Below are 12773 nucleotides of genomic sequence, written 5' to 3' on the forward strand. Positions count from 1 at the left end.
AGGTGGACAGATGCGTGACGCCGTGGACGACTTCCTCGACCAGTGGGCTGTCCAGCGCACCGACCTGGACCTGGACGCGATGGGTGCCGTCGGCCGCATCCTGCGGCTGTCGCGGCTGGTCAACACGCATCTGAAGGACTACTTCGCGCACCACGGCCTGGAGACGTGGGAGTTCGACGTGCTCGCCACCCTGCGCCGCAGCGGCAGGCCCCTGACGGCCAAGTCGCTGGCCGACAGCGTCATGATCAGCTCGGCCGCGCTCACCAACCGCGTCGACCGCCTGGTCACACGCGGACTCGTCGCCCGCGAGTCGGTGCCCGGCGACCGCCGCAGCCTCCACGTCACGCTCACCGAGGCGGGACGGGAACTCGTCGACGTCACCGTGGAGGGCCACGTCCGGAACCAGCGGAAGCTCCTCTCGGCCCTGGACGAGACCGACCGCGAGGAGTTCACCCGCATGCTGCGCACCCTGCTGATCTCCCTCGGGGACACCCACTGACCGGCGCCACCGCGGCCACGGCCGCCATCGCCGGAGAGGAGCGGACGTGCCACGGGAACCGTTCGTGACCCCCGAACCGCGCGCCTTCACGGAGTCGCTGGGCGTCGAGCCGGTGGAGACCGAGGAGGGCGTCCTGGAACTGGACCTCACGGAGGTCACGGGGGAGCCGCTGCGCCTGGACTTCAGTCCCCTGGGCGGATCGGTCCGCCTGCGCCGGGACGGCCTCGACCTCCACCGGGAGGGCGCGACGCACCTCCGGATCGTGGAGGCACCGGGCAGGACGGCCCTGTCCGTGGACTTCGCGACGGGCACGACGACGGGCACCCTGCGGATCGAGGTCTTCCCACGGGTGGCGGTCAGGGACGAGTTGCTGCTCTCCTGACGCCGTGGACGCAGATGCTCTTGTGGCCCCGATCCCGGCCGGCCCCCGCCTGAACCCGTCCCTGTGGCTGCGCCTGACGGCGGGTTGCAGGGCGGTCGGAGCGACCGAGCTGCTGTACGAGCCGGAGGGAACGCCCCCGTCGAGGCTCCCGCTCACCCCGCCGCCCCCCGAGGACATCCACCCGCCCTGCGTCCTCCGCACACCGGACGGACAGGGGGTCGTCCGCTTCCCGGCCCCGGGGTACGCCCTGATCGGCGGGACGGCGCGGTTCATGGCGGCGGCGGTGGCCGAGGGCACGGACGAGGCCCGCGCCCGCTTCGCCCGCCACGCCCGCAGGCACCCGGACCCCGCCCTGACCACGGTGGCGACGGCCCACCCACCCGGGCACCGCGCCTGGTCCGCCCCGTCCGCCGTCGCTCCGGACAGCGCGGCAGCACGACAACTCCGCCTCCTGGCCGACTTCACGTCCGGAAGGATCACGGCACCGGCCTTCGCCCTGGCCTGGCACCCGGCCCGCAGGGCCTCACGGGCAAACGGCGAACGTCTCCGATCCCCCCTGTCCGACCTCTTCGACGGGGTCTTCGTGCTCCTGGAGGACTACACCCACGACCCGTCCCTGCGGGAGCCGGGCGACCTGTCGGACACGGAACTCCTCACGGCGGTGAAGGCCCTCGCACGAGGATGAGGACGGTCGCGGCGGGGGCCGTGCAGACCAGAGGGAAGGGCACGTGCCCGTACGCCGGGCAAGCTCGCCGATCGAGCGGAGCGTGTCACCGTCATGCCCCCGCCTTCGCGTCTCCGCCTGCCGGAGACGCAAGCCCATCACCCGCCGGGCGGTCGGGACGCCCTCGAAGCGACCTGCCGCCGGGGACCGTCCACCGGAGCCGGGCAGGTGCGGGAGCCGCACGGCGGCGGGGCGAAGGGAGAATGCGTAAGACCGACGAGGGGGGATCCCATGGACGTGCCGGAAGCGGGCCGGCTCCAGATGTACCACGCGTTCGATCACGGCCCCGACGGCGGCGTCTGCGTCGTCCGCTGCGTCGGGGGGCGGCCCCGGGTCGGGCAGTTCTTCGCCGCGAAGGGCCTGACGGGGACGCTGAGGCTGGACCGGATCGAGCAGTACGACGTCCCCGTCACGTCCCTCGTCCCGCCCCACAGCGCCAAGGTCCACCTCTCCGGCGGCCCGCTCGTCCGACTCCGCTACGGGGACGTGCTCGTGTCCGTCCCGGGGCCGGGCGGCACCGCCGCCCTCCCCGTACGGGTGGCCCCCGACTGGCGCGGGAGGCTCGAAGCCTGCGGGCTCCGGCTGCTCGGCCACGGCGACGCACCCGACGGCTTCCCCGCGCCGCTGCGGGCCCCCTACGCCGACCGCGCGCATCCGGACCGCCCCTCCGCCCCGGTCCGTTCCGACGCGGAGCTGGACCGCCGGTGGGACACGCTGACGCGCGCCGCGCGGTTCGCCTCCCCGGAGGGCGAGTTCCGCCTCGTACCGCCCGACCCCAACGGGCACGAGATCGGCTGGGTCCGCGTCAGGGACCTCGTCGGCACCGGCCTGCCGTCCCGCGTCCTGGCCGCCACCGGCCGCGCCGCGTTCCTCGCGGCCTCGCTGGACGGGCGGGTCCTGGGGGCGGTGACGGACGGGGAGACGGGGAAGCGGATCGTCGTGCGCGAGGACGACTGGAAGACCCGCCGGGCGGTGACCTGAGATGCCCCCGCGCCTCCGCGCGACGCTCACGGCCCTCGGCACCCCGCCCGACCCCGCCGCCCTCGAGGAGGTCGTCCGGGCGATCGGCGGCTCGTGGGCGGAACTGGACCGCCTGCGGCGTACGGCCAGCACGCCGGTGGACGTCTCCGGGACGACGGAAGCCGGGCTGCGATCCCACCTGGCGTCTCAACTCCCTTGTTCCACCGGGGTGGTGAAAACCGCGTGGCCCGCCGACGGGATCGCGACGAGAATGACGGCGGAGCGGCTGGTCTCCTCGATCGACGACCTCTGGTACCCCGCGACGGACGACCTGGTCGTCCTCCACGAGGGCGCGGACGGCACGTCGGTGCTGGTCCTCGATCATGAGGAGCGGCTGACGGTCGTACGGATGCACGGGGGTGGACATGGGGGAGCGGGACGTGGACGGGGACCGCGGAGTCCTTGACCTGCTGGCGGCGCTCGGGCGGCAGGGCGTGGTGGAGGCGGACGGAGGGGTACCGGAAACCGCGCCGGACTCCAGGAAGGCGTTCCTCGCCATGGCGGGGTTCGAGGCGGTGCCGACCAGGACGGTCCCCCAGAAGGACCCGGACGCGCGGGAACGGGTGGACGCCCTCTGGCACGAGGAGGCGGACCGGATGGGGCTCTTCGACGGGGACGGAGAGTTCCTCCTCCTCGGCTCCCGGTCCCCGGAGAGCCGGACCGGAGGGTGGCACAGGATGCGGGACACGATCGGCGCCCGCCTCCCCTCCCGCATCGCCGCCGCGACCGGGAACCAGGAGTTCGTCGCGGCCTCCCTGGACGGAAGGTCGATGTGCGCCGTCTCGGTCGAGGAGTACGACGACTGGATCATCACGCACTCCTTCGAAGCGACCGAGTAGAAGGACCGGACGATGACGAGCCGCTTCCGGCGGGCCGGCCGGACGCTCGGCCTCCTGGGCCCCCTGCGTTGGCTCAGGCTCAGTGGCGACCGCCATCCGCTCCACGGCTATCAGCAAGTCTCCTTCCTGGGGTGGAGGTTCGAGGAGCCGGACGCCGAGAAGCTCCGGATCGTGGAGCAGGCCGTGCGCGCGACTCCCACCCGGGAGGAGTGGAGGATCGACACCTCACGGCGGAACTGGCTCCTGGTCCCGACCCGCCTCCTGGGCGAGGGCGAGAACTCCTCGGCCTCCCCCGGTTTCGACGAGCGCGTCAGCATGGCGGTGCGGGACCAGGACTTCTGCGTACGGGCGCTGTTGGACCTGGACGCAATACTCGACACCCTGCGCGGACTCGTCACCCCGGAAGAGGGCCCGGGGGACGGCCCGGCCCGGCGTGGAGGAGCATCGTCCCCATGACGGCCGTCCCGCACCTGGTGAACCCCGAAGACCTCGTCCGCCTGTACGGAGGGGTTCCGCCCCTCGGCGCGTTCCGGCCGCGGGCCGTCAACCTGTCCTGGAGGGGGCCGACGGTCGCGCTGCGCGTGGACCTGCCGGCCTTCCCGGCGACGGTTCCGCCGGAGTGGGAGGGCGCGGACGTCGACACCGTCCAGTGCCACTTCCGGTTCCACGCGGTGGAGGACTTCGCCCTGGAGGAGTGGGAGCCGCCCGTACCCTCCGCGTCCTTCACGGCGGAGCCCCTGGGCCGGGACCGCAGGATGCGGGTGCGCGTGCGGGGCGCCGGGGTGGACCTCGGCCTCACCAGCCACGACACCGTGCACGTCGGGCACGTGAGCGCCTTCCGGATCGCGCCCGACGGCACGGACGGGGGCCCGCACCTCTTCCTGAGGCCTCTCGACAGGAGGCGCTTCACGACCGTCCCGGGCCCCGAGGAGAAGACCTTCCATGAGCGCGTCTGACTGGACGGCCGTCGTCGGCGCGACGGACGAGGTGGCGCACGCGTACACGACGCCACCCGACCTGGACGCGTGCCGCCTCTCCTACGCGCAGATCGACGAGAGGGACGCGTCGGTGACCCTGATGTTCGAGACCACCGCCCTCCCCGAGAGGCCGCCCCCCGCCTGGGCGGACAGGGCGTACGACACCGTCGAGATCTACCTGCGGTTCACGGGCGTGCGGGGACTGCGGGTGAAGGGCTGGCAGCTCGGCGCCCGCGACGCGGGGCTCGCCCTGAGTCCCCGGGAGGGCACGGACGTCCGGGTGACCGTCGAGGCGGAGGGCTCGTACCTCGACTTCACGGCCTCCGGATCGACCGTGGCCCGCTTCCGCTCGTACCTCTCCTCGGGTACGAGTTGCTGACCCCAGGAGGAGGTCCCGTGAGCAACGCCCTCGCGGCCCTGCACGAGATCGCCCCGCCCCCGGACGCCCCCCGCCGGAAGGACTGGACCGGGATCGAGCGCGCCCTCGGGACCGGGCTGCCCGCCGACTACAAGGAGCTCGTCCGCGTCTACGGCGGGAGCAACTGGGACGACTACCTGTACGTCCTCGAACCAGGCTGCCCCAACGCGCACTACGACCTCCTCACCCGGGCCGAGCGGCAGGCCGAGGACCTGGAGGACCTGTGGGTGTACGAGGAGAGGCCGGCGGAGCTGGAGGCGGGCGACGGGGCCCGGGTCGTCCCGTGGGCGGTCACGGACAACGGGGAGTGTCTGTACTGGCTCGTCCGGCCCGGGCTCGACCCGGACGGATGGACGGTCATGGTGAACGAGGCGCGCGGCGCCCGGTGGGAGCACTTCCCGATGTCCTGCACGCGGTTCCTCGCGGCCGCCCTGTCCGGCGAGCTGCGCTCGGGCGTCCTCTCGTCCTCGTTCCCCCTCGCCGTACACGAGTTCCGCCGGCTCGGTCCGGCGTGACGGGGAGGGAGGAACCACCGGCCGCGATCAGGGTGCGGTTCTCGGTGCGCCCGGGGCAGGGAGAACCCGACGACTTCGACTTCGGGGACATGGCGTGGGAGGGAGGGAGCGGAAGGGCGGTGACGGCGGGACACGTCCCCGACCAGGGGGTGATGATCCACCTGTCGGTGGCCCTCCTGCTCCACCAGCTCGGGCCGCTGCTCCTCGGCGAGCGGCGGACCCTCTCGTACACGGGCATCGGCTCGTCGTTCCGGCTCGACTTCCGGCGTGACGGGAGGGGGTTCGTCTCGGTCGCGTCGAAGGGGGCGCCGGTGGGCGGGGCCCGTGCCGAAGGCCTCGCGCGGGCGGTCCTCCGCGCCGCCGAGGAGTTCACGGAGGAAGGCCTCGCGTGCCTTCCGGCGGACAGCGGGGCACGGGGCGACTGCCTCGCGGCCGTACGGGAGTTCCGCGCGGCGACGAAGGCGGTGGAGGCGACGGGCACGGGGGCGGTGGAGGCGTGAGCCACGACGACGACCGGGGCGGGCTCCCCCGTACCCCGCTGGAGGACCTGGAACGGCTCGCGGCGGCGCCCGGGGCGGAAGCCCGGCCCCCGGAGCAGTGGAATCAGCTGCGGGTCCTCGCCGTCGGCCGCATGCGGCACGGCGGCCTCCCCGCCGGGACCAGGATCCGCTGGGGCCGGCTCGCGCTCGCCGCGCTTCCGGGGAAGTACCCGGAGGGTCCGTCACAGCAGCTGGTGATCGAGTCGGCCCGCGTACGGGCTTATCTGATCCGGGAGTTCGGGCCCGACCCCACCGACCCGGCCCGGGACCTCCCCGCGCTCCGCGCGGACGTCCTGCGGAACCTGGGCCTGCCGAGGGAGACGGCCGCGCGGCTGGCCGCTGAATGGCGGACCCTGCCACGGGAGCAGATGCTCCGGCTGCGGCGCATCAAGAACACGCTGTCCGCACTGCATCCCGTCCTGCCGCTCCTGGAGGACGAGGAATCCGTCACCGATGACCTCCGCGCCTGGCTGGAGCTCGCTCCGAGGCTGCCCTGAGCCACTCTCCCCGCAGTTCGGCAACCTGACAGAGGCGTCCCGAACCGCGTGCGAAGTCCGCCACACGACAGGCCGCCCGCGCGGCCGTCCCCCGCGCGGAAACTCCCGAAGGTGCCGGGGGGCGGGGTACTACCGGCCGACCGGCAGGGCGCGAACGCAACTTTGTTCGTTGCTCGTGTGAATGAGCGCGTGGCAGCATGCGGGCGTGAAGGACAACGGGGACGACATATCGGAGCCGCAGCCGGTTTCGAAACTGGCCGAGTTGGCGGACATGCCGGTTTCACCGGTGCCGCCCGCGCCGGTCACGCCGGTGGCTCCTGTTTCGGAACAGACCGGTCCGGGCGGCGACATCGCGGCGGCCCGGCGTGCATTTGCCCGTTTGCTCGGGGAGTTCCGTCGTACCGCCGTGCTGGTGCCGTTCGACGACCGGGAGAGTCTGTGGACCGCGGACTTCAACGGGGTGCGGTGGATCTGCGCGTTCTCGGACGAGGAGGCACTGGCGCGGTTCGCGGTCGCGCGCGGGGAGGCGGGGCGCGAGTGGTCGTACCGGACGGTCCTCGGCGCGCGGCTCCTCGACGTGATGGTGCCGATGCTGCCCGGCCCGGGCGGGGTCGCGCTGGACGCGGGCAGCGCGGACGGGACGCTGTTCCCGCCGGTGGCGGGGATCGTCCCGGACGAGGTCGCGGTGGACCTCGGGGAGACGGACGGGCTCGGGGAGACGGACGGGACCGGGGAAACGGACGGGACCGGGGAGACGGACAGGACCGGGGAGACGGACAGGGGGGCGGGGGCCTGATGGGCGGGAACGAACCCGAGCTCGCGGCGTCGGCGGAGGCGCTGGCGGCGATCGCGAAGGGCATCGATCTGGCGCACGCCGAGCTGAAGGAGCTCGGCATGACGGGACAGGCGTCGGCGGGACGGGGCTTCTCCGAACTCGCCCTGTCAGGACTTGAGTTGGGCCATGACGGCCTGACGTCGGAGTTCGAGACCTTCTGCAACCGGTGGGAGTGGGGCGTACGCGCCCTGACCCTGCGGGGGAACGGCTTCGCCCAGGGCGTCGGCCTGTCGGCCGGCGCGTTCGCCGAGCAGGAGCAGTACGTCAAGGACACGATCAAGATCGGGGTGAACTCGCTCAACGGCAACCCCCACCTCTCCGAGGACGACGTCAAGAAGATGAGCTGGGAGACCGTCCGCGACCAGCACACGTGGGACGGCGCCGACTGGAGCCCGGAGTCGTTCGGCGACGCCCACCAGGAGGTGAAGCAGACCTGGCGGAACACCGCGTACGACGTCGAGGACTCGCTGCTCGACTCGATGGAACGCTCGGGCGCCCTCGACCCGGAGCTGCGGGACGCGATGGACGAGGAGCTCAAGGACACGCTCGCCCCTGACGAGGCGACGATCGAGCAGGCCGAGCAGCCCAGGTGGGGGGAGGACCGCTGATGGTGGACTGGGGCGGCCTGGTCGACAAGGGCATCGACAAGCTCGGTGACGGCATCGACAAGGGCAAGGAGCTCGTCGGCGAGGGCGTCGACTACGTCACCGACAAGACCGGTCAGGCCCTGGACAGGGTGGGGGCGCACGACTGGGCGGACTCGGTCGAGGACTGGGGCGACGAGACCGCCTCCTCGCTCGGCGCGCGGGTCGGGGAGCAGCAGCTCGGGCAGACCGAGGAGGCGGACGAGCTCGTCCACGGCAAGCCGGAGAAGATCGCCGCGGCGGTGAAGAACCTCCGGGACTTCCAGCGCGCGTTCGACCTGGTCGGCGGCGGGATGAGGAAGCTGGACGCCGGCCACTGGAAGGGCGAGGCGGCCGAGGCGTTCCGGAAGAAGTTCCAGACCCTGCCGACCGACTGGCTCCGCGCGGCGGACGCGATGGAGAACGCGGCCGAGGCCCTGGAGACGTACTCCCGGGCGGTCGTGAGCGCGCAGGGCAAGGCGCGCGAGGCCATCGCGCTGTACAAGGAGGGTGACAAGGACTCCAAGGAGGCCGTCGACGCCTACAACAAGAAGGTCGACGCCTACAACGCGGCCCGTGACGGGGACAGTCCGCTGCCCCGTCCCGAGGCGTTCTCGGACCCCGGCGAAGCCAAGCGACAGCGGGCCCGGGAGGTCCTGGACGGCGCGCGCAAGGCCCGCAACGAGGCCGGGGAGACGGCGAAGGCGGCGGTCGCCGCCGCGCTCGCCCACGCGCCGAAGGAGCCGACGGGCCGCGAGCGGGCCATGACGGAGCTGTTCGACCTGAGCATGGCCCAGAGCGTCGAGCTGGCCCACTTCGGCGGCGGCATCGTCAAGGGCACGGCCGGCCTGCTCAACTTCGTCCGCTCGGTGAACCCCACGGACCCGTACAACCTGACCCACCCCGCGGAGTACTACAAGGGCGTCAACATGACGCTCGCCGGTCTGGCGTCCTCGGCGGCGAATCCGGACCGGGTCCTGAAGAACGCCTGGGACGCGGCGAAGGGCGACCCCTCGGAGTTCCTCGGCCGGCTCGTGCCGGAGCTGATCGGCACCAAGGGGGCCGGGCTCGCGCGCACCGGCGTGCGGGTGGGGCTGAACGGCGCCAAGCACGTGCCCGAGCCGGGGAAGCCGGGCGGCGCCGTCGAGCCGGGGAAGCCGGGTGGCAGCCGCGGGGACCACGAGAGGAACCCGGACAACCAGAGCAACAAGTGCCGCGAGAACGTGTGCGACGGCGACCCGGTGGACATGGCGTCCGGCCGCGTCCTGCTGCCGCAGACGGACATCGCCCTTCCCGGCTCGCTGCCCCTCGTCTTCCAGCGCGTCTTCGACTCCTCGCACCGCTCCGGCCGCTGGTTCGGCCCGACGTGGTCGTCGACGGTGGACCAGCGCCTGGAGATCGACGCGGAGGGCGTCGTCTTCAGCTGCGACGAGGGCAGCGTCCTCGCCTACCCGCACCCCGCCCCCGGGGTCCCGGTCGTGCCCGCGCACGGGCGGCGGTGGCCGCTGGACCGGGTCGGGGACGGCTACACGATCACCGACCCCGACACCCGCACGGTCCGGCACTTCGCCGACCACGGCGACGGGCTCGCGCTCCTGGTCCGGATCGACGACCGCAACGGCAACTGGATCGCCTTCGAGTACGACGGGGCCGGCGCCCCGACGTCGGTCGTCCACCACGGCGGCTACCACCTGAAGCTGACCACGGACGCGGGCCGGGTGACCGCCCTCCACCTCGCGGGCGCGGCGCCGGACGGCTCCGACCAGGAGATCCTGCGCTACGGCTACGCCGACGGGCACCTGACCGAGGTCGTCAACTCCTCCGGGCGGCCCCTGCGCTTCGGCTGCGACGAGCACGGCCGCATCACGTCGTGGACCGACACCAACGGCAGCCGCTTCGACTACGTCTACGACGAGCAGGACCGCTGCACCTACCAGACCGGCGCCAACGGGCACGTCGAGTCCCGCTTCACCTGGGACGACACCGACCCCGGGACCGGCCTCAGGACCACGTCCATCACCAACGGCCTCGGGCACACGAAACGCTTCGTCGTCGACGGGCGTTCCAAGGTCGTCGCCGAGATCGACCCCCTGGGCGCGGTCACCCGCTCCGCGTACGACCGCCAGGGCCGCCTGCTGTCCCGGACGGACCCGCTGGGGCACGTCAGCCGCACCGCCTACGACGAGCGGGGCCGCCCGACATCCGTGGAGCGCCCGGACGGGCGGCGGGCGCGGGCCGAGTACGACGAGGACGGCTTCCCGGTACGGATCGTCGGCGCCGACGGCAACGCCGTGCGCCAGACCTTCGACGGGCGCGGCAACCGCACGTCGGTGACGGCTCCCTCGGGCGCCCGGACGGAGTTCGCGTACGACGGGTCGGGGCGGCTCACCTCGGTGACGGACCCGCTCGGCGCGACCACCCGGCTCGTCCTGGACGCCCGGGGCCTGCCCGTCGAGGTCACCGACCCGCTGGGGGCCACGACCCGGTACGCGTACGACGCCTTCGGCCGCACGGTCCGGATCACCGACCCCCTCGGCGCGGTCACGCGCCTGGAGTGGACGGTGGAGGGCCTGCCGTCCCGGCGCGTCGCGCCCGACGGGACGGTGGAGTCCTGGACGTACGACGGCGAGGGCAACTGCCTGAGCCACACGGACGCGACGGGCGGCACGACCCGCTTCACGTACACCGACTTCGACCTGCTGACCTCGCGTACGGACCCGGACGGGGTGCGGTACGCGTTCACGCACGACACGGACCTGCGGCTGACGCGGGTGACGAACCCGCAGGGCCTGACCTGGGACTACAGCTACGACCCGGCGGGCCGGACGCTCACCGAGACGGACTTCGACGGGCGGACGCTGGGGTACGCGTACGACGAGGCGGGCCGGCTGGTCTCCCGTACGAACGGCCTCGGACAGACGGTCCGGTTCGAGCGGGACGCGCTCGGCCGGATCGTCCGCAAGGACGCCGAGGGGACGGTCAGCACGTACGCGTACGACGTCTTCGACGAGCTGGCGGTGGCGACGAACCCGGACGCGCGCCTGGAACGCCTGCGGGACCGCTACGGCCGGCTGGTGTCGGAGACGGTCAACGGACGGACGCTGTCGTACGCGTACGACGAGGCGGGCCGGCGGGTGGGGAGGACGACGCCGGGCGGTTCGGTCAGCACGTGGACGTACGACGCGGCGGGCCGCCGGACCGGTCTCACCGCTTCGGGGCGCGAACTGTCCTTCTCCTTCGACGCGTTGGGCCGGGAGGTCGATCGCACGGTCGCGGACTTCGTGTCCCTGACGTCCTCGTACGACGTGATGAGCCGGCTGACGGCGCAGGAGGTCACGTCGGCGCGGGGCGGCGGCCGTCTCCAGCACCGCGCGTACGAGTACCGCCCGGACGGCGGCCTGACCGCCGTCACGGACGGGTTCTCGGGGACGCGCCGCTTCGACCTGGACGGGGCGGGGCGGGTCACGGCGGTGCGGGCGGACCGGTGGACGGAGCGGTACGCGTACGACGAGGCCGGCAACCAGACGGAGGCGGACTGGCCGTCCGCGCACCCGTCCCACGTGGCGACGGGGCCGCGCGCGTACGAGGGGACGCGGATCACCCGCGCGGGGGCGGTCCGCTACGAGCACGACGACCAGGGCCGGATCGTCCTGCGGCAGAAGACCCGCATATCCCGGAAGCCGGACACCTGGCGGTACACCTGGGACGCGGAGGACCGGCTGACGTCGGTGACGACGCCGGACGGCACGGTCTGGAGCTACACGTACGACCCCCTGGGCCGCCGCATATCCAAGCAATCGGCCCTGGAAACGACCCACTTCACCTGGAACGGCACGACCCTCTGCGAGCAGACGACCGAGAACGTCGTCCTGACCTGGGACCACGCGGGCCTGCGCCCCCTCTCCCAGACGGAACGCCGCACGGACACGGACGACGAGCGCTTCTTCGCCGTCGTCACCGACCTGATCGGCACCCCGACGGAACTCGTCGACGAGTCGGGAGAGCTGGCCTGGCGCACCCGCTCCACCCTCTGGGGCACGACGACCTGGACCCGAGACGCCACGGCATACACCCCGCTCCGCTTCCCGGGCCAGTACTTCGACCCGGAGTCGGGGCTCCACTACAACTACTTCCGGTATTACGACCCGGAGTCGGCGCGGTATCTGAGCCAGGATCCGCTGGGGCTGATCCCGGCTCCCAACCCGGCAGCATATGTTCACGATCCGCGTACGTGGAGCGATCCGCTAGGACTGAGCCCGTGCCCGGGCAGCGAAAGCCTGGAGCTGACAGACCTCGGCGACGGCTGGTTCAGAAGTCCAGAAGGATTGGATTACGGACCTGGAATAAACGAGCATCGAATCACTCATGTCCAACTACACGCACGCGAAGACCTCAGTAAGCCCATGCATGGAGTTTTCGACACCGGAAACAAGGGGATCCTCGAAACTGTGGACGAGGCATGGAGCCTGCGAGATGGAGCCGTCTCCATAAACCATCAAGGAGCACGCACGACATACATAATACCTATGGGTCGACAGGTAGGATTCAACCCGGGAGAAAAGTTCATTTCCATCACAGTCGAACACGGAAATGAAGTAATTACCGCCTTCCCGAGGAGTTGGTCATGAGCTCTAGAATAGTCTGCTCACATTGCGGCCAGGACTGGATTGAGAAGTACCGGGTGAAGGAATCCGGCGAAGTCTTCTGGGCCTGCCCGGACTGCGAGTCGCTTTGGCTGGAAAGCCAGAAAAAGGAAGAGGAAACCGATCTATACATCAGCGAATTCCTTGAGTCCAGAGGAATCACCTGGCCATCCGTGGAGAAGGTCGACTGACATGTCACTCAAAGAGGCAAGGTGACCCACCTCCTCCATAGCTCGGCAAGGCCGACCGCAGGGATACCCAG

Annotated in this window: 17 protein-coding genes; 16 read left to right on the forward strand and 1 reads right to left on the reverse strand. The window is 71.9% G+C overall.

All coding sequences use genetic code 11. The features are described 5' to 3' along the window. Positions 1-10: 10 nt before the first annotated feature. The 12 genes from OO47_RS06460 to OO47_RS06515 all read left to right on the forward strand — a co-directional run bounded on the left by OO47_RS06460 (position 11) and on the right by OO47_RS06515 (position 6410). A complete protein-coding gene (locus tag OO47_RS06460) occupies positions 11-499 on the forward strand; it encodes a MarR family winged helix-turn-helix transcriptional regulator (RefSeq protein ID WP_030206468.1) in 489 nt (162 codons plus the stop codon). 46 nt (positions 500-545) lie between these two features. After that, entirely contained in the window at positions 546-881 is a 336-nt protein-coding gene (locus tag OO47_RS36785; protein WP_051715245.1) for a hypothetical protein, read from the forward strand. Between the two features lie 4 nt (positions 882-885). Beyond that, complete coding sequence (locus OO47_RS06470) at positions 886-1566, forward strand: hypothetical protein (protein ID WP_158708637.1); 681 nt, start codon at positions 886-888, stop codon at positions 1564-1566. A gap of 270 nt (positions 1567-1836) precedes the next feature. Beyond that, entirely contained in the window at positions 1837-2586 is a 750-nt protein-coding gene (locus tag OO47_RS33880) for a hypothetical protein (protein ID WP_051715249.1), read from the forward strand. A 1-nt stretch (position 2587) separates the two neighbouring features. Continuing rightward, positions 2588-3031 (forward strand): hypothetical protein, encoded by a 444-nt coding sequence (locus OO47_RS06480; protein ID WP_030206479.1) that lies wholly within the window; start codon positions 2588-2590, stop codon positions 3029-3031. Further along, positions 3006-3464: a hypothetical protein gene (locus OO47_RS06485; RefSeq protein WP_158708638.1), complete on the forward strand. Its 459-nt coding sequence runs from the start codon at positions 3006-3008 to the stop codon at positions 3462-3464. Before OO47_RS06480 ends, OO47_RS06485 begins: the two co-directional genes overlap by 26 nt. Positions 3465-3476: 12 nt before the next feature. Continuing rightward, the gene (locus OO47_RS06490; protein WP_030206481.1) at positions 3477-3920 is read left to right on the forward strand and encodes a hypothetical protein; all 444 of its coding nucleotides are present in this window, start codon (positions 3477-3479) and stop codon (positions 3918-3920) included. Continuing rightward, positions 3917-4420, forward strand: a complete 504-nt coding sequence (locus tag OO47_RS06495) for an Imm50 family immunity protein (RefSeq protein WP_030206482.1) — start codon at positions 3917-3919, stop codon at positions 4418-4420. Before OO47_RS06490 ends, OO47_RS06495 begins: the two co-directional genes overlap by 4 nt. Then, complete coding sequence (locus OO47_RS33885; RefSeq protein ID WP_051715257.1) at positions 4407-4820, forward strand: Imm50 family immunity protein; 414 nt, start codon at positions 4407-4409, stop codon at positions 4818-4820. Before OO47_RS06495 ends, OO47_RS33885 begins: the two co-directional genes overlap by 14 nt. 17 nt (positions 4821-4837) lie before the next feature. Continuing rightward, positions 4838-5374 (forward strand): SMI1/KNR4 family protein, encoded by a 537-nt coding sequence (locus OO47_RS06505; RefSeq protein WP_030206487.1) that lies wholly within the window; start codon positions 4838-4840, stop codon positions 5372-5374. A gap of 119 nt (positions 5375-5493) precedes the next feature. Further along, positions 5494-5874 carry a hypothetical protein gene (locus OO47_RS06510; RefSeq protein WP_158708639.1) on the forward strand — a complete coding sequence of 127 codons (381 nt, stop codon included), beginning with the start codon at positions 5494-5496 and terminating at the stop codon, positions 5872-5874. Then, positions 5871-6410: a hypothetical protein gene (locus OO47_RS06515; RefSeq protein ID WP_030206493.1), complete on the forward strand. Its 540-nt coding sequence runs from the start codon at positions 5871-5873 to the stop codon at positions 6408-6410. The genes OO47_RS06510 and OO47_RS06515 overlap by 4 nt, the downstream gene beginning before the upstream one ends. Positions 6411-6539: 129 nt before the next feature. On the opposite strand, the gene OO47_RS36790 is transcribed toward OO47_RS06515, so the two are convergent. Continuing rightward, positions 6540-6716, reverse strand: coding sequence for a hypothetical protein (locus OO47_RS36790; RefSeq protein WP_158708640.1), 177 nt, complete (start codon positions 6714-6716; stop codon positions 6540-6542). Between OO47_RS36790 and OO47_RS37665 the strand changes: the two genes are divergently transcribed. From OO47_RS37665 to OO47_RS06535, 4 genes are read left to right on the forward strand one after another with little or no spacing between them, the layout of a single operon-like run. Next, positions 6682-7206: an SseB family protein gene (locus OO47_RS37665; RefSeq protein ID WP_234323099.1), complete on the forward strand. Its 525-nt coding sequence runs from the start codon at positions 6682-6684 to the stop codon at positions 7204-7206. The two genes, OO47_RS36790 and OO47_RS37665, sit on opposite strands and share 35 nt — an antisense overlap. Beyond that, positions 7206-7853 (forward strand): hypothetical protein, encoded by a 648-nt coding sequence (locus tag OO47_RS06525; RefSeq protein WP_030206497.1) that lies wholly within the window; start codon positions 7206-7208, stop codon positions 7851-7853. The genes OO47_RS37665 and OO47_RS06525 overlap by 1 nt, the downstream gene beginning before the upstream one ends. Next, positions 7853-12496 (forward strand): putative T7SS-secreted protein, encoded by a 4644-nt coding sequence (locus tag OO47_RS06530; protein ID WP_078489503.1) that lies wholly within the window; start codon positions 7853-7855, stop codon positions 12494-12496. Before OO47_RS06525 ends, OO47_RS06530 begins: the two co-directional genes overlap by 1 nt. Then, positions 12493-12702 (forward strand): hypothetical protein, encoded by a 210-nt coding sequence (locus OO47_RS06535; protein WP_033208219.1) that lies wholly within the window; start codon positions 12493-12495, stop codon positions 12700-12702. Before OO47_RS06530 ends, OO47_RS06535 begins: the two co-directional genes overlap by 4 nt. Positions 12703-12773 lie beyond the last annotated feature (71 nt).

Origin of the sequence: Streptomyces bikiniensis, assembly GCF_000716625.1 — a bacterium.
In the GTDB taxonomy this organism is placed as follows: domain Bacteria; phylum Actinomycetota; class Actinomycetes; order Streptomycetales; family Streptomycetaceae; genus Streptomyces; species Streptomyces bikiniensis.